Consider the following 17,020-nt stretch of genomic DNA (forward strand, 5'->3'; position numbering starts at 1 on the left):
ATGTTACACCGTTTGTAAATTCTTTGAAAATAATTAACTAACCAGTCGTTAAGTAATAGCCAGCAAAGGTGATTCTTTTAAGCAAAAAAGACAATTAACGCTCCACATTAAGATAAATAATGATTACTATTCTCATTTACAAAACGAGTGAAGTTAAACTTTACGCTGTGGAAGCCATCTCTAACCGGTAATTAATTGTTCTATAAAGGGAATCGTTATGTCATTACGTCAGTTATCCGCGCCGCGTCTGCGTCGTTCTCTGTTATTAACGTCGTTACTGTTGGCAGGCAGCTTCAGCGCCCACGCCGCCGAAGAGCTCCTGCGCAAAGCGGTTGGTAAAGGCGCGTACGAAATGGCGTATAGCCAGCAGGAAAATGCGCTGTGGGTTGCGACCTCGCAAAGCCGTTCCCTTGATAAGGGCGGCATCGTCTATCGTCTGGATCCGACTACGCTCGACATCACCCAGGTTATTCATAACGACCTGAAACCGTTCGGCGCCACCATCAATAACACCACCCAGACATTGTGGTTTGGCAACACCGTTGATAGCAGCGTCACCGCAATAGATGCCAAAACCAGCGTGGTGAAAGGGCGACTGGTGCTCGATGACCGTAAACGTAGTGATACCGTACGCCCGCTGCAGCCGCGTGAGCTGGTGGTGAATGAGAAAACCAATACCGTGTATATCTCCGGGCTGGGTAAAGAGAGCGTCATCTGGGTGGTGGATGGCGACAAGCTGACGCTGAAAGATACCATCGCCAATACCGGCGCGATGGCGACCGGGCTGGCAATCGATGCTGACGCGAAACGTCTTTATACGACCAACGCCGATGGCGAACTACTGACTATCGATACCGATAGCAATAAGATCATCTCGCGTAAGAAGCTGCAGGATGACGGTAAAGAGCATTTCTACCTGAACCTGAGCCTGGATACAGCTGGTCACCGTGCTTTCATTACCGACAGCAAGCAGCCGGAAGTGCTGGTGGTAGATATTCGTGACGGGAAAGTACTGCAAAAAATCGCCGCGCCGGAATCTTTGGCGGTACTGTTTAACCCGGCCCGCAACGAAGTCTATGTCACCCATCGCAAAGCGGGTGAAGTCAGCGTCATTGATGCTAAGACCTATAAGGTCGTTAAAACCTTCAAAACGCCAACCTTCCCCAATAGCCTGGCGCTGTCCGCCGATGGAAAAACGCTGTTTGTTAGCGTGAAACAGGAGTCAACTCGTCAGAAAGAGGCCACCGCGCCGGACGACGTAATCCGCATTGCCCTGTAATCTCCAGGGAGGGGACGCCCCCTCCTTACTCCGGGTCTCATCCTCTGTTACAAACCGCTATTAGCCTGATTACTATAAAGGTTATACACTTACTTTTTCCCGCGCGCGGCGGGAAAGTGGTAATCATTCTGGAGAAATTATGAAAAAGCCATATATGGTGATCTGCGCGGCGGCAATGCTGGCGCTTCTGGCAGGCTGCAGCTCTAATTACGTCATGACGACAAAAAGTGGGCAAACTATTGTGACCCACGGTAAACCGCAGTTGGATAAAGAGACCGGCATGACCAGCTATATCGATGAGTCTGGCAACAAACGCGAAATCAACAGCAGCGACGTTGCTCAACTGGTGGAAGATAATTAATTTTGCGGTGACGGTTTGCCCGCAGAGGGGCAAACCGTTATGGAGTGGCGCTTAGCGTTTTTCAACGCCCGGCGCCGTGCTGTGAACATCAGCCACGCGTTTACGTACGCCGAACCAACCAGCGACCAGCAGCACCGCCAGCAGCGGAATGGATCCGATGGTATAGGTGCCGTTCGGGTAGTCAAAAGCCATCAACACCAGTACGCTCAGCAAGAACAGCAGCGTCAGCCATGAAGTAAACGGCGCGCCCGGCATCTTGAAGCTTACATCCGCCGCTTTTCCTTCCTTGATAGCCTTACGCAGACGCATCTGGCAGATCACGATAAAGCCCCATGAGGCGATAATCCCCAGAGAGGCGACGTTAAGTACGATCTCAAATACCTGCGACGGCACCAGATAGTTGAGAAAGACTCCCACCACGTAAACTGCCAGCGTCGCGAGGATCCCGGCGTAAGGGACGTGATGGCGGCTCATCTTCGACATAAACTTCGGCGCTGAACCTCCCATCGACATCGAACGCAGAATGCGCCCGGTGCAGTACAGGCCGGAGTTCAGGCTGGAGAGGGCGGCAGTTAACACGACGATGTTCATCACGCTGCCGATGTACGGTACGCCGAGCTTCGAGAAGAAGGTGACGAATGGGCTTTGTCCTGCCTGATAGGCGTTCCACGGCAGCAGCAGCACCAACAGTACGACGGAACCGACGTAGAACAGGCCGATACGCCAGATCACGCTGTTAATCGCTTTCGGTACCATGGTTTCCGGATCTTTACATTCGCCCGCCGCGGTACCCACCAGCTCGATAGAAGCGAAGGCGAAGACGACCCCCTGAACCAGTACCAGAGCCGGCAACAGACCGTGCGGGAAGAAACCGCCGTTGTCGGTAATCAGATGGAAGCCGGTGGCATTGCCATCCAGCGGTTTGCCGGTACCGAGGAAAATCGTGCCGACAACCAGGAACGCAACGATAGCGAGTACTTTCACCAACGCGAACCAGAACTCCATCTCAGCAAACCATTTCACGCCGATCATATTCATGGTGCCGACGATCGCCAGCGCGCCAAGGGCGAAGACCCACTGCGGGACATCGCCGAAAGCGCCCCAATAGTGCATATACAAGGCGACGGCGGTGATATCGACGATACCGGTCATTGCCCAGTTGACGAAATACATCCAGCCGGCGACGTAGGCGGCTTTTTCACCGAGAAATTCACGAGCGTAAGAGACGAAACTACCGCTGGAGGGGCGATGGAGAACCAGTTCGCCGAGGGCGCGAAGGATGAAGAAGGAGAAGATACCGCAAACCAGATAAACCAGCGCCAGCGCCGGGCCTGCCATTTGTAAACGCGCCCCGGCGCCGAGAAACAGACCGGTACCGATGGCGCCGCCAATGGCGATCATCTGTACCTGACGGTTGCCCATTGCTTTGTGGTAACCCGATTCGTGCGAGTTGAGCCAGTGGCGTTTCGCGGCATGATGTTCCGCCGCGTCAGTGTGTTTGTTATTCATTGATGTACCCATTTTCCTGTCAATGTCCATGAGTGGTTGTCGTATCGCGCAGCGGCGATACATCGTGCTGGCTTTCTCACTATTCTGTCGTAGAGATAAATCAGGCACGGCGCTGCATCCTACACGTAACGTGATAGTGACGCACGTAAAACATTTCACTACAGCACTTACTTAAATATCAATGAGTTCAATGACGCAACGCGTCGACGAGTAGCGCAAACGCAGCGGTATGCTGACGGCGGTTGGGATAATACAGATGATAACCAGGGAAGGAGGGTGTCCAGGCATCGAGCACCCGCACTAAACGACCGGCAACCAGCGCCTCCTCGACGCAATCATCCGGCACATAGGCCAGGCCGAGACCAGATTCAGCGGCATCAATGCGTTGCGGCAAACTATTCAGCGTCAGTTGGCCATCCACATAAACCTGAAAACTTTTACCATCGTCGGTGAATTCCCAGGCGTAAATCCCGCCGCGGGTAGGTAGGCGCATATTAATACAGCGGTGCTGATCCAGTTGATAGGGCGTCTGCGGGGCGCCGTAGCGTTGTAGATAATCGGGCGAGCCCACGACAACCATGCGCATGTCCGGGGCGATGCGCACCGCAATCATGTCCTTTGCCACCTGATCGCCAAGGCGTACGCCGGCGTCAAAGCGGCCATCGACGATATCGGCCAGGCCGTTATCGACGGTAATTTCGATATTGATATCGGGATAACGCAACATAAAGGGTTTTAATGCCGGCCATAATATCGCGCTGACGGCGTGTTCACCGGCGTTAAGACGAATATTACCCGCCGGAAGGGCGCGGCTATCCCTCAAGGCGCTGAGCTCGCGTTCAATTTCCGTGAGATGTGGACGTAAATTCTGGAACAATTTTTCACCCGCTTCGGTGGGAGCGACGCTGCGGGTGGTACGGGTTAGCAGACGAACATCAAGCCGGGCTTCGAGGTTGCGCATCGCGTGACTCAGCGCAGATTGCGACACCCCAAGTTGGGCAGCGGCGCGGGTGAAACTGCGTTCGCGGGCGACCACCATAAACGACAGGAGATCGTTGAAGTTATCTTTTAGCATTATTATTCCGCATTAATGAATTTGATTCATGGCTGGAAGTTGAGTCTAAACCTTGTGCGGCAGATCCGCCACGAAGACACCCTATTGCACGCGTCTTTTATTGCGCATATCTAATTTCCGGCAGAGTACATGTGAATAAATTGTTTCTCAGCACGCGCTGCAGATTCTAATAATGCAGGCATGTTAATTAAAACGAGCCTGCGAAATGTCTTATCGAATCAGTATCCTGGATAAAAGTCCTCTGGCTCCCGGCGAAACTGCCGCTCAGGCGCTGGCGCGTACGTTAACGCTTGCGCAACAGGCGGAACGCTGGGGATATCATCGTTTCTGGATTGCCGAGCATCACAACGCGGAACAATTGGCGAGTCCGTCGCCGGAGCTGCTGATTGCCTGGATCCTCGGGCAAACCCGGCAGATTCGCGTCGGATCCGGCGGCGTGATGCTCCAGCACTATAGCCCCTACAAAGTCGCTGAAAACTTCAATTTGCTCGCCAGTATTGCGCCAGGACGCGTCGATCTCGGCGTTGGTAAAGCGCCAGGCGGTCTGCCGCTCGCCACTCGCGCGCTACAACAGGGCGTCCATCAGTATGAGAAGGGCAGTTTTGCCGAACAGCTTGCCCAGCTTGATAACTGGCTAACGTTGACCGAAAGTCAGGGTGAGGAGAGCCTGCGCGCGACCCCCATCCCGCCGCGCCGCGCGGACGGTTTCCTGCTCGGCGCCAGCGTTGAAAGTGCGCGTCTGGCGGCGAGCCTGGACTGGAACTTCGTTTTTGCCGCGCATCTCAATGGCGATAAAAATCTGTTGCAGAAGGTGCTGACGAACTGGCGTGAGTTGAGCCGCCGCGAGGTCATCGTGGCCGTACAGGTAATTGTTGCGCAAGACACCGCCAGCGCGGCCGAACTGGCGAAGCAGGTGGAAGTCTGGGGCGTCGAACTGGCAAACGGCCAGCGGGTAACGGTGGGTAGCGAAGCTCAGGCAGCGGCCTTTGCCCGTCAGGCGGGGAGTCCGCCCACGCGCATTGAACGCCGCGAGTCTTCTCTCTTATTCGGTACTGCAGACGAGGTTAAAGCACAACTCGATGCCCTTCAGGCGCAGTGGGGAATTGATGAGTTTATTATCGATACCCCTATTGCCGAAGGCCGTGCGCGGCTGGAATCGCTGGGGTTGCTGGCGCAGGCGCATCTTGGCGCGGAGGTAACGCCATGAATTTCGAACAACAGTTGATTAGCTGGCGGCGCGAACTGCATCAGAACCCGGAACTCTCGTTACAGGAAGTGGCAACCACCGCGCGTATTCGCGACTGGTTGCAAAGCGGCGGCCTCCCGCTGCTACCTTACGAGTTAACCACCGGCGTGGTGACGGAAGTCGGTAGCGGCGACAAAATCATCGCCCTGCGGGCCGATATTGACGCGCTACCGATAGAAGAGGCCACCGGGCTGCCGTTCCGCTCGCAAAATCCCGGCGTCATGCATGCCTGCGGTCACGATATACATACCAGCGTAATGCTTGGCGCAGCGTTGTTGTTAAAGGAACGAGAAGCGCAACTGCCGGGGCGAGTGCGGATCCTGTTCCAGCCAGCGGAAGAGAGTTTCGGCGGTGCAAAAACGCTGATCCGCGTTGGGGCGCTTGACGGCGTATCGGCCATCTTTGGCATGCACAATGAGCCCAATTTACCCGTTGGCGAATTCGCCACCCGCGGCGGCCCGTTTTACGCCAACGTCGACCGCTTCGTATTCAAAGTGACCGGCAAAGGGGCGCATGCCGCCCGGCCGCATGAAGGCAAAGATGCCATCCTGCTAGCGAGCCAACTGGTGACGCTGCTGCAGAGCGTCGCCAGCCGCGAAGTGAATACCCTGGATTCGGTGGTGCTTAGCGTAACGCGCATCCAGGGGGGAAATACCTGGAACGTTTTGCCGGAAAGCGTGGAGCTCGAAGGAACGCTGCGCACCCACAGCAGTGAGGTGCAGCAGCGGGTTAAGGTGAGAGTCAGCGAAATCGCCGCCGGCTTCGCCAGCGCCTTCGGCGCGCAAATCGATGTCTTCTGGTACGCCGGGCCAACGGCGCTGGTCAATGATGAACGTTGGGCGGCATTTGCCGGCGAGGCGGCCGACCGCTTCGGTTATCGCACGCATCACGCCGATTTGCACCTGGGCGGCGAAGACTTTGCCGTCTATCTGCAGCATATCCCGGGCGCTTTCGTCAGCATTGGTAGCGCCAGTGAATTCGGCCTGCATCACCCGGCCTTTAATCCGGATGAAAACGTCATTGCCCCAGCCGCGCGCTATTTCGCGGATCTGGCGGAACAGGCATTACACCATATTTAATTTTTGACAGGGTAAGGGGTCACTATGTCTGAAAAACGGCAATTACGTCTGGGGACGATTTTACATGGCGCCTCTGGAAATATGTCCGCCTGGCGTCATCCGGCGGCGCTGGCGGATGCCAGTATTAATTTTGAATTTGTGAAAGAAACGGCGCAAAAAGCCGAGCAGGGGAAACTCGATTTTATTTTTGTCGCCGACGGGTTATATATTAACGAAAAATCCATCCCGCACTTTTTAAATCGTTTTGAGCCGTTAACGGTATTATCAACGCTGGCGGCGGTGACCGATAGTCTGGGACTGGTTGGCACGCTCTCCACCTCGTATAGCGAACCGTTCACGACCGCGCGACAGTTCGCCAGCCTTGACCATTTAAGCCACGGGCGCGCCGGCTGGAACGTGGTGACGTCGCCGCTGGAAGGCTCAGCGAAAAACTTCTCCCGCGCCCAGCATCCCGATCATGCGCTGCGCTATCGCATCGCCGACGAATATCTTCAGGTGGTTAAAGGCTTGTGGGATTCCTGGGAAGATGGCGCTTTTGTGCGTAATAAAGAGAGCGGACAGTTTTTTGATAAAAATAAACTGCATACGCTTAATCATCATGGCGATTTCTTTAAAGTCGCTGGCCCTTTGAATATTGCCCGCACGCCACAGGGACGGCCCATTATATTCCAGGCAGGCGCCTCTGATGACGGCAAAAAATTAGCCGCTCGCCACGCTGATGCCATTTTTACCCACCAGGAATCATTAGCCGAAGCGCAGGCGTTTTATCAGGATGTCAAAAGCCAACTGGCTGCCTATCAGCGCAGCGCGGATCAACTGCATATTTTTCAGGGCGTCAGCGTAATCGTCGGTGACGACGCGGAGGATGCGGAGCGTCAATATCAGACCACGGCGGCGCTGGTCTCTATCGACGACGCGTTGAATTACCTGGGTCGTTACTTCGAGCATCACGACTTTGCGCAATATCCACTGGATGAACCCTTCCCGGATATTGGCGATCTTGGGCAAAACAGCTTTCGCAGCACCACCGATGAGATTAAACGCAATGCTCGGGAACGGGGATTAACCCTGCGCCAGGTGGCGCTGGAGGCTACCAGCCCGCGCCCACGGTTTTCCGGCACGGCCAGCGAAGTTGCCGACGGCCTGCAGCAGTGGTTCGAACAACGCGCCGCCGATGGCTTCATTATTCAGGGCGGTACGCCGGAAACCTTCCCGCGTTTCGTTGATGAAGTGGTGCCATTGCTGCAGGCGCGCGGATTGTTCCGCCGCGACTATCCAGGCACCACGCTGCGGGAAAGCCTGGGGCTGGATCTGCCCATTAACCAATTCGAAAAATAATAAAAGAGAATCGCGCTATGCAGAAATCAACATTATTGCTGGCCTTCGCGTTGGCATTTAGCGCCTCGTCGTGGGCGCAGGACGTCAATATCAATGGCACCGGGGTTAGCCTGGAAGCCAATAAAACCCCGATTCATACGGCAAAAAATCCGCAGGCAATTGCGCTGTTGCCGAAAGATCTGCACCTGGCGGTTCCCGGCAAATTCACCGTCGCGGTTGCGGCGCTGAACTCGCCGCCGCTGACGGTGTTTTCTGATGACAATAAAACGTTGCTCGGTAGCGAGGCGGATATTGCGCGTCTGGTGGCGGATAGCCTCGGCCTCGAAGTCAACGTTGTTCCAACCTCATGGGAAGACTGGCCGCTTGGCGTCGCCTCCGGCAAATATGATGCCGCGATCAGCAATATTACCGTCACCAAAGAGCGCAAAGAGAAGTTCGATTTCGCCACTTATCGTAAAGATTCGCTGGGCTTTTATGTCAAAAGCACCAGCCCATTGAACAAGATCGACCACGCGGAAGATATTGCCGGACTGAAGATTATCGTCGGCTCCGGCACCAATCAGGAAGCAATCTTACTGGCATGGAATGCGGAAAACGTTAAGCGCGGGCTTAAACCGTTTATACCGGTCTATACCAAGGATGACGCCGCGCAGACCCTGGCTCTGCAAACGGGCCGCGCCGACGCGTTCTTCGGCCCTAACGTCATAGGCGCCTGGAAAGCGGCCCTTACTGGCAAAACCAAGCTGGTGGGCAGCGTGGACGGCGGGTGGCCGAAGGCGGCGCATATCGCGGTGACGCTCAAGAAAGGCAGCGGGCTGGTTAATGCCGTACAGGCGGCGCTCAACGGCGCTATCGCCAGCGGTGACTACGCCAAAGTGCTCAACCGCTGGGGTGAGGGAGTGGAGAGCATTCCACAATCGGAAATTAACCCCGCCGGGCTGGGCGATTAACAGGAGGCGCTATGAGCGAAGCATTCCGTGATATTTCTCCGGACGCGCCGGAGCTACAGCCGATTATTAGCGGCCTGTTTGCCGAGTACGCCGCCCGTTACGGCGACTATTTTTCTCGTGATGCGGAAGTGGAATTAACCGAATGGTATCTGCCGCCGCAGGGGCTGTTTATTGTGCTGGAGCGTGACGGTGAAATCATCGCCACCGGCGCCTACAAGCCGAAAGACACCCACACCGCGGAAATTAAGCGGATCTGGACGCATCGACGCCTGCGTCAACAGGGGCTGGCTGCCAGGGTTGTACAGGAACTGGAGCGCCGGGCGGTGCTGGCAGGCTATAGCCATATTTTTCTCACCACCGGTTTTCGCCAGCCGGAAGCGGTAAAGCTCTATTTAAGCCAGGGGTACGAGGCGCAATTTGATCTCACTCGCGACCCGGAAGAGTACAGCCGCCCGCCCTATGACGGGCGGTTGCGGTTCAGTAAAGCGCTGGCGGTTAGCACCCTCAGCCACAGCGCTTAAGGAGGCATCATGCAATCATCTGAAACGATCAAAGTGGTTCCTGCTCGCTACCCGCTGCGAGTTGCCGGGGCGATATTGGCCCTGTTGGTGCTGGCGATTGTCTTGCAGTCGGTCGCATTCAATCCGCGCTGGGAGTGGGGGGTATTCGCCCGCTGGTTCTTCGATCCGGTGATCCTTGAGGGGTTGGGGCAAACGCTGCTGCTCACGCTACTTGGCACCCTTTTAAGCGTCATCTTCGGCGGCCTGCTGGCGCTGGCCCGCTTATCGTCGTCGTGGCTGCTCAGCAGTCTGGCATGGGGGTATATTTGGCTGTTTCGTTCGCTGCCGCTAATCGTGGTGTTGATCATTCTGTATAACTTTTCTTATCTGTACGATAGCTTATCGTTGGGGATCCCCTTCACCGGCGTGACCTGGGCGAGCTACCAGACTATCAACGTGCTGGGGCAGTTTTCCACGGCAGTGGTCGGCCTGACGCTGGTGCAGAGCGCCTATACCGCTGAAATTATCCGCGGAGGCTTTTTGGGGGTGGATCACGGGCAGTATGAGGCCGCCGCCGCGCTGGGACTCCCGGCCTGGCGACGCACGCTGCGGATCATTTTGCCGCAAGCGCTGCGCACCATTTTGCCCGCAGGGTTCAATGAAATCATCAGCCTGGCAAAAGGGACGGCGATGGTTTACGTGCTGGCGATGCCGGAATTGTTCTACACCATTCAGATGATCTATAACCGCACCCAGGAAGTGATCCCGCTACTGATGGTGGGCGCCGCGTGGTACCTCGTAATTACCAGCGTGCTCTCCGCAATTCAATACCTGGTAGAACGCGCGCTGGCGCGCAGTGAACGACGCTCGGCGGTAAATAGCGTGCGTAATAATCGCGTGACCCAGCCGGCTCGTCAGCCGCAGGAGGCCGTCCATGCTCAACTCTCGTAATGGTCATATTTCGATAACCGGGGTCAGTAAATACTTTGGCCGTCATAAAGCGCTGGATGATGTTTCGCTGGAAATAGCGCCGGGGACGGTGACGGTTATCCTGGGGCCGTCCGGTTCGGGAAAATCGACATTGCTGCGCACAATTAACCATCTTGAACGGGTCGATGAAGGGTTTATCCAGATTGATGGCGACTATATCGGCTATCGCCGTAAAGGCGACAAGCTGTACGAGCTGAAAGAAAAAGAGATTCTCCGCCAGCGGGTCAACGTGGGCTACGTATTTCAGAACTTCAATTTATTCCCGCATCTGACGGTGCTGGAGAATCTGATTGAAGCGCCGATTGCCCATAAACAGGCCAGTCGGAAAGAGGCGATTGCTCGTGCGTATGAATTGTTGGACATTGTCGGTTTGCGCAACAAAGCGGATGCCTGGTCGCGGCATCTTTCCGGCGGCCAGCAGCAACGCATCGCCATCGCCCGCGCGCTGGCGCTCAATCCGCGTGTGATCTTGTTTGATGAACCTACTTCCGCGCTGGATCCGGAACTGGTGGGCGAAGTGCTTGATGTAATTAAAAAACTTGCCCGCTCCGGGACGACGCTTGTGGTGGTAACACACGAGATCGGCTTCGCCCGCGAGGTCGCCGACCAGGTGGTGTTTATGGTCGATGGCAAAATCGTTGAACAGGGCAGCAGCGATGAAGTTTTAAATAATCCGCAACATCAGCGCACCAGGCAATTTTTATCGCGGGTGCTGGCATGAGGAAATTAGCTGCAGCGCTCATGCTGCTCCTGAGCATCGGCGAGGCGCGCGCCGAACTCGATTTGCGCGCCAATGAACAGCCATTGCCGGTGACGCGAGATGATAACGCGGTGAGTAAAATCCCGCCGAAGTACCGTTTTGTGGAGCCTGGTGTGCTAACGGTGGCGATTTCGGCGTTAAATTCGCCGCCGCTGGCGCTGTTGGCCAGCGACAACCGCACGCGTATCGGCAGCGACCCGGACATTGCCCGTTTGCTGGCGGGTAGTCTAGGGTTGAAACTGAAACTGGTGCCAACGGCCTGGGAGGACTGGCCTTTGGGGATCGCGTCAGGGCGTTACGATGTGGCGTTGATTAACATCGCTGTGACCGAGAAGCGTAAAGAAAAGTTCGATTTCGCCACCTACCGCGTTGACTCGCTGGCCTTCTCGGTGAAATCAACCAGTGAGATTACCCATATCGCTAATGCAGAGGATCTGTCAGGACGTAAAGTCATTGTCGGTTCTGGCACCAACCAGGAGCGGATCCTGCTGGGGTGGAATGCGGAAAACGAAGCCGCGGGAAGGCGACCGGCATTACCGGTATACCTTACCGACGATGCCTCCGGCAATTTGTATATTCAGTCGGGCAGGGCGGACGTCTTTTTTGGCCCGCAGTCGGTGGCCTCTTATAAGGCTGCATTAAACGGGAAAACCAAAGTTGTCGGGCTCGGTCCCAAAAAAGCCTGGGTGGCAACCACAACTAAAAAAGGCAATGGGCTGGTATACGCGCTGCAGGCGGCGCTGAATGGCGCGATCGCTCGCGGCGAATATCAGCAGGTGCTCGCGCGCTGGGGGGAACAGGGGGAGGAAGTCAGGCAATCGGAGGTCAATCCGCCGGGGATAACCTATTGATGCAATGATTATTCATAGCCAGGGATTGCTATACTCATGGCTACATCGTGTGTCTTTTTAATGGATTAATCACTGTGGCCGAAAACCAACTCTTACTGGAGCAACGCTGGCAGCATCATCGTGAGCCCGCGTTGCTCGCCGCTTCCGGCGGCGCTATCGACACCATCAGCTTCATCACCTTGTTTGGCCTGTTTACCGCCCACGTCACGGGAAACCTGGTGGTGGCGGGGGCGGCCCTGGCCACCAACAGCGAAGGTATTTTATCGAAACTGCTCGCCATACCTGTTTTTATGCTGGCGGTGGCGATCGTTACGCTGGTTATCAAACGTCGAAAAATTATCACGCCGCGCTTCCTTGGCGGCTTGTTCGTTGTCGAGATCCTGCTGTTGCTGCTTTTTGGCCTGTTGGGGCTGCTGTGGCAGCCCTTTGTCGGCGCGGATAGCGCGACCGCGTTAATTACCGGGATGGCAGGCGTAATGGCGATGGGGGTGAGGAATGCAACCACCCGTTTATTATTACCCACCACCAGCCCGAGTACGATGATGACCGGCAACGTTACGCAGTTAACCATCGATGTGGTGAACTGGTGTCAGGCGCCCAACCGCGAGAATAGAGAGAAAATCAAAAAATCGGGGGCTTCGGTGCTCGGTTTTCTGCTGGGCGCAGGGCTCGGAGCGCTGGGTTACATCCTGGCGGGCTTTTACTCGGTACTTATTCCGGTGGTGCTGGTGGCCATCGTCGCCTGGCGTGAATTCAGCGCCGCGCGGAATTAGTGCTACGCTAAAAGTTTTCTGCCTGGGAGCTGACGATGATGAAATTGTATGGTGTGCCGGGGTGGGGCTCGGCAATAAGCGAGATGATGTTGACCTTGGCCAACATCCCTTATCAATTTATCAATGTCGATGGCTTTGACCAGCCAGGCGCGCAGCGAGAGAAACTGCTGGCGATCAACCCCTTGTGTCAGGTGCCTACTTTGCTGCTGGCTGATGGCAGCGTAATGACGGAGTCGGCGGCGATCGCGCTGATGATCCTTGACGAGCGCCCGGATCTGGCGCCGCCAGCCGGTACGCCACGGCGCCAGCAGTTTCAACGTTTGCTGATCTGGCTTGTGGCAAACGTTTATCCTACCTTCACCTATGCCGACTATCCCAAACGCTGGACGGCATCAGCTCCTGACGAACTGCGTGAGAGCTGTCAGCAATACCGCAAATCACTCTATCTCTGGCTGGAACAACAGCTGGTTGCCGAGCCATACGCCTTAGGCGGAGATATTACGTTGTTGGATTGCTATATTGCCGCGATGTACAGCTGGGGGCCGCGGCGCGAGTGGTTCGCGGCGCATACGCCAAAGTTTGCCGCTGTGGCGCAGGCGGTTTATCGCCGTGCGGAGCTGCAGCAGGTACTGCGTGACAATAATCTTCTCTAAGGCACAAATCGTGACTTGCATCAGGAAACCTGTGATAGTTTTAAATTCCCAATAATAAGGAGCCTGCTATGCCACATGTTGATATTAAATGTTTTCCCCGTGAACTGAGCGAAGAGCAAAAAAATGCGCTGGCTGCGGAAATCACTGAAGTTCTGATCCGCCATCTTAGTACAAAAGACAGTTCAGTTAGCGTTGCGCTCAATCAGGTGCAACAGAGCGACTGGCAGCAGGTATGGGATAATGAAATCGCGCCGCAGATGGATTCTTTGATTAAGAAACCGGGATACCGAATGTAAAAGACCGGCCGCCGTTAGCGCATTTTCGTCACGCTAAATAGACTACCATCGGCCGAGGTCAATTTTACTTGAGCGAAAGATATGCCACTTTATTGATCCAGATCAATAAAAGTGGCTTTTTTTTGATTTCCATACCTTTCATTAATTTACCTTTTGTAAAGTAATCGGCCATTTAAGAATAATCCTAATCAACATAAATAACTGATAATATTAAACTATATAGTGTATTGCGCTTTGTATGTATTTAAATGTAGTTTTATGTTTTGATTATTATGCATATCAAAATTGTTTAGGCGATTGCTGATTTGCCATGTAACCTGCCTTTGAAATGATGATTTTTATCATGGAGAGATGAATGATAATAGGTAGTGCGTTACTTGGTTACCAATTAGAGGATGATTTTTTTTACTTCTTGAAGTACCGGGAAATAGCTACTGTAAGTGGTAATAGAAAAAACATCCGTCTACGAAAAACGATGGCCTGTTTAATTGAGTATTTATTTGAACATGGTCTTGAAAGAATGGTTAGTGATGAAGAGTTGATGGTACATGTCTGGGAGAAAAATGATTTAAGGCCTTCATCACAACGTTTATGGCAAGTGATGCAAAATTTACGTCGGATCCTGAAGGATATCGGCATCGAACAAGATATTATATTACGCGTTAAGACTCAGGGTTATTATATCAATAGTCTTTACGTTACGAGTGTTTATTCGGTAAGAACTCATAAACCATTCTGCCAGAATAATGATGCGACCGTTCAGCTTTGTGAGCTATCCGAGCTAAATTAATAGCCATAGGGTCTGCCGTATTCAAGGTATGCCTGTCGTTTTCATGTTAAGGTTATAAAATTGAAGGTGATAATTAATAGTAAGGATATCTGGTTCCGACTGGGCGTGGAACACTGTCTGCAACAGATAGCTTCTGACGATAATGAGATCGATTACGCTGAGTTGGATTTTTGTAATCATTCTATACAGCAAGCGGATCTCATTATATTGCCGTTACATGGCTATCAAGATTACAAGCATATTTATGCGCTATCTCAATTTTATCAGGGCATGATTCTGGGTGTGAGCACCTCCAGAAACGTTCACTCACGGCGGCTTTTATTTCGCCAAAATATATTATGGGTAAGCAGTCGTGAAACCATAGACAATGTTCAAAAATTATTGTTAACGATCAAGCATCGGCAATTATATCATCATGATGGTCAACCGGATTTTAGTGTAATGAAGGCAAAAGATGGGGCTCCGCTCAGCGAAAGAGAAATGATGATTATTGATCATGTCGCCAAAGGCACTCCGGTGAACGCCATTGCCAGAGCGTTGGGACTGCGGGTAAAAACCATTTATGCGCATTTAGATAAAATTAAAGCAAACTTTAACCTTAAAGGTGGAAGTCACTTTCATCGCTTCATGATAAGCCCGCCGTCTTATCACTTACTCTAAAAGATGGTGAAAGGGAATGACGGCAGAGTTGCCGTCGTTCTGTTAATTATGTGGCGTATTCGCCTGCACGTGACGGCCGCTGGCGACAAAATTGCCGGTACCGAGGTGGTGAATAGTGTTGAGTTTGTCACCATCAAACTGCCAGCGCCCGCTGGTGAAGGCTCGCTCATCGGCTGCGGCGGCAACCACTTCGCCAAACAGCGTATCGTATTGCTCTTGTGCCGCGGTGGCGGGGAGCAAACGGCATTCCATCCACGCCAGGCATTTCTCTTCAATTAACGGTAGCCCCAGTTCGGGCCCATTCACCACCGGGATACCGTAAGCATTGAACTTATCTTCATCACGCCCGCTCACGCTGCCGACCGCATAGACCCAACTGGCGGCGACCACGCCCGGCACCACAATGCCAAAGGCGCCGTTACGCTCAATGATCTCGCGCGTCCAGGTGCTTTTATCCACCACAATAGCCACTCGCGGCGGGGCAAATTCAACCGGCATCGACCAGGCGGCGGACATCACGTTGCGGCGTCCGGATTGCGCATCATAACTGGTGATCATAATGGTCGGGCCGTGGTTGAGCAGGCGGCTGGCGTACTGAAGTTCCACGTGGCGAAAACGGCTCATAAGCGTTCCTTGGTGAGTGGGCGAATGCCTGTAAGTAGTTTATTCACAATACAAAAGTAATCAATAGGTCAACCGCGACGTAAATGAGATCTCAGCGGGCGCGATCGCACAAAATACGCCGTGGCGTGGCAAAAATACGCTATAAATGTCGGACACCAAAAACTGGAGGCGTTGATGACCCCATTTTTAAGCGCGTATTTTACTCGTCTGGCCTGGACGGGAACCCCCGATGTTTCCATAGACACCCTGCGGGAGTTGCATAGCCATCACAATAGCGCGATCCCGTTTGAGAACCTGGATGTATTGTTGCCGCGTGAAATCCATCTTGACGATCGCGCGCTGGAAGAGAAGTTAATCACCGCCCGCCGCGGCGGCTACTGCTTTGAACAGAACGGGCTTTTGCAGCGGGCGTTAAGCGAGATCGGTTTTTCGGTTCGCAGCCTGCTGGGGCGCGTGGTGTTGGCTAATCCGCCGCAAATGCCGCCGCGTACCCATCGCTTGCTGCTGGTAGAGGTCGAAGGCGAACGCTGGATTGCCGACGTCGGCTTCGGCGGCCAGACGCTGACCGCGCCGATTAAGCTACTGGCCGATATTCCGCAGCATACACCGCATGGTGTATATCGACTGGTGCACGAAGGCGATGAGTGGACACTGCAGTTCAATCATCATGAACACTGGCAGTCGATGTACCATTTTGATCTGGGGCGGCAGTATGCTTCTGATTATGTGATGGGCAACTTCTGGTCGGCGCACTGGCCGCAGTCCCATTTTCGTCACCATCTGCTGATGTGTCGTCATCTGCCGGACGGCGGGAAAATGACGCTGACCAATTTCCATTTTACCCACTGGGACAAGAACCACGTGGTGGAGAAGGTGGATCTTGCGGACGTGTCGGCGCTGTATGAAACGCTGCAAACCCGCTTCGGACTTGGGGTAGATGACCCGAAGCACGGCTTCAGCGAAGCCGCGCTGGCAGCAGTAATGGCGGCATTCGATACCCATCCTGAAGCCGGGAAATAACGTTTATAACGGGACGAGGAAAGCGCATTGTCGTCGTAGGCCGGATAAGGCGTAGCCGCCATCCGGCATAAAGGCTGGAACCGGACCGATGAATATGACCCGGAGTCGGCGCAGGCGCCTCGTCCGGGCTACCCCGTAGGCAGCAGTCGTTGTAGGCCGGATAAGGCGTAGCCGCCATCCGGCGTAAAGGCTGGAGCCGGACCGATGAATATGACCCGGAGTTGGCGCAGGCGCCTCGTCCGGGCTACCGGGCAGGCAGCAGTCGT

Annotated in this window: 17 protein-coding genes and 1 pseudogene; 15 read left to right on the plus strand and 3 right to left on the minus strand. The window is 54.2% G+C overall.

All coding sequences use genetic code 11. The features are described from left to right. The first annotated feature begins 217 nt into the window (after positions 1–217). Entirely contained in the window at positions 218–1,279 is a 1,062-nt protein-coding gene (locus ACSEMK_RS20285; RefSeq protein WP_087859548.1) for a YncE family protein, read from the plus strand. A gap of 139 nt (positions 1,280–1,418) precedes the next feature. Next, the gene (locus ACSEMK_RS20290; protein WP_015366425.1) at positions 1,419–1,640 is read left to right on the plus strand and encodes a YgdI/YgdR family lipoprotein; all 222 of its coding nucleotides are present in this window, start codon (positions 1,419–1,421) and stop codon (positions 1,638–1,640) included. Positions 1,641–1,691: 51 nt separating this feature from the next. Here ACSEMK_RS20290 and ansP read toward each other — a convergent pair whose 3' ends face one another. Both ansP and ACSEMK_RS20300 read right to left on the minus strand, forming a co-directional pair. Continuing rightward, positions 1,692–3,149, minus strand: coding sequence for an L-asparagine permease (gene ansP, locus ACSEMK_RS20295; protein WP_045382500.1), 1,458 nt, complete (start codon positions 3,147–3,149; stop codon positions 1,692–1,694). A 187-nt stretch (positions 3,150–3,336) separates the two neighbouring features. After that, on the minus strand, positions 3,337–4,224 hold the full coding sequence (locus tag ACSEMK_RS20300; protein WP_430915409.1) for a LysR family transcriptional regulator: 888 nt from the start codon (positions 4,222–4,224) through the stop codon (positions 3,337–3,339). Between the two features lie 205 nt (positions 4,225–4,429). Between ACSEMK_RS20300 and ACSEMK_RS20305 the strand changes: the two genes are divergently transcribed. From ACSEMK_RS20305 to ACSEMK_RS20360, 12 genes and pseudogenes are all read left to right on the plus strand, one after another. Beyond that, on the plus strand, positions 4,430–5,431 hold the full coding sequence (locus ACSEMK_RS20305; RefSeq protein ID WP_213793966.1) for an MsnO8 family LLM class oxidoreductase: 1,002 nt from the start codon (positions 4,430–4,432) through the stop codon (positions 5,429–5,431). Beyond that, positions 5,428–6,549: a M20 peptidase aminoacylase family protein gene (locus ACSEMK_RS20310; protein WP_087859552.1), complete on the plus strand. Its 1,122-nt coding sequence runs from the start codon at positions 5,428–5,430 to the stop codon at positions 6,547–6,549. The genes ACSEMK_RS20305 and ACSEMK_RS20310 overlap by 4 nt, the downstream gene beginning before the upstream one ends. A gap of 24 nt (positions 6,550–6,573) precedes the next feature. Next, positions 6,574–8,837: pseudogene (locus tag ACSEMK_RS20315) on the plus strand (NtaA/DmoA family FMN-dependent monooxygenase). An 11-nt stretch (positions 8,838–8,848) separates the two neighbouring features. Continuing rightward, entirely contained in the window at positions 8,849–9,358 is a 510-nt protein-coding gene (locus ACSEMK_RS20320; protein WP_087859555.1) for a GNAT family N-acetyltransferase, read from the plus strand. Between the two features lie 9 nt (positions 9,359–9,367). Further along, complete coding sequence (locus ACSEMK_RS20325) at positions 9,368–10,288, plus strand: amino acid ABC transporter permease (protein ID WP_430915410.1); 921 nt, start codon at positions 9,368–9,370, stop codon at positions 10,286–10,288. After that, positions 10,272–11,048, plus strand: a complete 777-nt coding sequence (locus ACSEMK_RS20330) for an amino acid ABC transporter ATP-binding protein (protein WP_113373290.1) — start codon at positions 10,272–10,274, stop codon at positions 11,046–11,048. The genes ACSEMK_RS20325 and ACSEMK_RS20330 overlap by 17 nt, the downstream gene beginning before the upstream one ends. Positions 11,049–11,068: 20 nt before the next feature. After that, the gene (locus ACSEMK_RS20335; protein ID WP_430915416.1) at positions 11,069–11,938 is read left to right on the plus strand and encodes an ABC transporter substrate-binding protein; all 870 of its coding nucleotides are present in this window, start codon (positions 11,069–11,071) and stop codon (positions 11,936–11,938) included. Between the two features lie 74 nt (positions 11,939–12,012). Beyond that, complete coding sequence (locus tag ACSEMK_RS20340) at positions 12,013–12,711, plus strand: YoaK family protein (protein WP_047080862.1); 699 nt, start codon at positions 12,013–12,015, stop codon at positions 12,709–12,711. A gap of 35 nt (positions 12,712–12,746) precedes the next feature. Further along, complete coding sequence (locus ACSEMK_RS20345) at positions 12,747–13,364, plus strand: glutathione S-transferase family protein (RefSeq protein ID WP_430915411.1); 618 nt, start codon at positions 12,747–12,749, stop codon at positions 13,362–13,364. A gap of 68 nt (positions 13,365–13,432) precedes the next feature. Continuing rightward, complete coding sequence (pptA, locus tag ACSEMK_RS20350; RefSeq protein ID WP_015366439.1) at positions 13,433–13,660, plus strand: tautomerase PptA; 228 nt, start codon at positions 13,433–13,435, stop codon at positions 13,658–13,660. 355 nt (positions 13,661–14,015) lie between these two features. Then, a complete protein-coding gene (locus ACSEMK_RS20355) occupies positions 14,016–14,450 on the plus strand; it encodes a winged helix-turn-helix domain-containing protein (protein ID WP_316423977.1) in 435 nt (144 codons plus the stop codon). A 66-nt stretch (positions 14,451–14,516) separates the two neighbouring features. Next, on the plus strand, positions 14,517–15,110 hold the full coding sequence (locus ACSEMK_RS20360) for a helix-turn-helix transcriptional regulator (RefSeq protein WP_271032727.1): 594 nt from the start codon (positions 14,517–14,519) through the stop codon (positions 15,108–15,110). Between the two features lie 42 nt (positions 15,111–15,152). Here the strand turns inward: ACSEMK_RS20360 and ACSEMK_RS20365 are convergent, their stop codons facing one another. Then, positions 15,153–15,734, minus strand: a complete 582-nt coding sequence (locus tag ACSEMK_RS20365; RefSeq protein ID WP_430915412.1) for a flavin reductase family protein — start codon at positions 15,732–15,734, stop codon at positions 15,153–15,155. Positions 15,735–15,908: 174 nt separating this feature from the next. Here ACSEMK_RS20365 and nhoA point away from each other — a divergent pair, with 174 nt between their 5' ends. Further along, on the plus strand, positions 15,909–16,754 hold the full coding sequence (nhoA, locus tag ACSEMK_RS20370) for an N-hydroxyarylamine O-acetyltransferase (RefSeq protein ID WP_430915413.1): 846 nt from the start codon (positions 15,909–15,911) through the stop codon (positions 16,752–16,754). The last annotated feature ends 266 nt before the right edge of the window (positions 16,755–17,020 follow it).

Origin of the sequence: Klebsiella sp. K-3, assembly GCF_051207495.1 — a bacterium.
Taxonomy (GTDB): domain Bacteria; phylum Pseudomonadota; class Gammaproteobacteria; order Enterobacterales; family Enterobacteriaceae; genus Klebsiella; species Klebsiella aerogenes.

Excerpts from the sequence above, each read along its gene's own strand:
- ACSEMK_RS20285 (WP_087859548.1), top strand. The coding sequence starts at position 218 with ATGTCATTACGTCAGTTATCCGCGCCGCGTCTGCGTCGTTCTCTGTTA.
- ACSEMK_RS20290 (WP_015366425.1), top strand. The coding sequence starts at position 1,419 with ATGAAAAAGCCATATATGGTGATCTGCGCGGCGGCAATGCTGGCGCTT.
- ansP (WP_045382500.1), bottom strand. The coding sequence starts at position 3,149 with ATGAATAACAAACACACTGACGCGGCGGAACATCATGCCGCGAAACGC.
- ACSEMK_RS20300 (WP_430915409.1), bottom strand. The coding sequence starts at position 4,224 with ATGCTAAAAGATAACTTCAACGATCTCCTGTCGTTTATGGTGGTCGCC.
- ACSEMK_RS20305 (WP_213793966.1), top strand. The coding sequence starts at position 4,430 with ATGTCTTATCGAATCAGTATCCTGGATAAAAGTCCTCTGGCTCCCGGC.
- ACSEMK_RS20310 (WP_087859552.1), top strand. The coding sequence starts at position 5,428 with ATGAATTTCGAACAACAGTTGATTAGCTGGCGGCGCGAACTGCATCAG.
- ACSEMK_RS20320 (WP_087859555.1), top strand. The coding sequence starts at position 8,849 with ATGAGCGAAGCATTCCGTGATATTTCTCCGGACGCGCCGGAGCTACAG.
- ACSEMK_RS20325 (WP_430915410.1), top strand. The coding sequence starts at position 9,368 with ATGCAATCATCTGAAACGATCAAAGTGGTTCCTGCTCGCTACCCGCTG.
- ACSEMK_RS20330 (WP_113373290.1), top strand. The coding sequence starts at position 10,272 with ATGCTCAACTCTCGTAATGGTCATATTTCGATAACCGGGGTCAGTAAA.
- ACSEMK_RS20335 (WP_430915416.1), top strand. The coding sequence starts at position 11,069 with ATGCTGCTCCTGAGCATCGGCGAGGCGCGCGCCGAACTCGATTTGCGC.
- ACSEMK_RS20345 (WP_430915411.1), top strand. The coding sequence starts at position 12,747 with ATGATGAAATTGTATGGTGTGCCGGGGTGGGGCTCGGCAATAAGCGAG.
- pptA (WP_015366439.1), top strand. The coding sequence starts at position 13,433 with ATGCCACATGTTGATATTAAATGTTTTCCCCGTGAACTGAGCGAAGAG.
- ACSEMK_RS20355 (WP_316423977.1), top strand. The coding sequence starts at position 14,016 with ATGATAATAGGTAGTGCGTTACTTGGTTACCAATTAGAGGATGATTTT.
- ACSEMK_RS20365 (WP_430915412.1), bottom strand. The coding sequence starts at position 15,734 with ATGAGCCGTTTTCGCCACGTGGAACTTCAGTACGCCAGCCGCCTGCTC.
- nhoA (WP_430915413.1), top strand. The coding sequence starts at position 15,909 with ATGACCCCATTTTTAAGCGCGTATTTTACTCGTCTGGCCTGGACGGGA.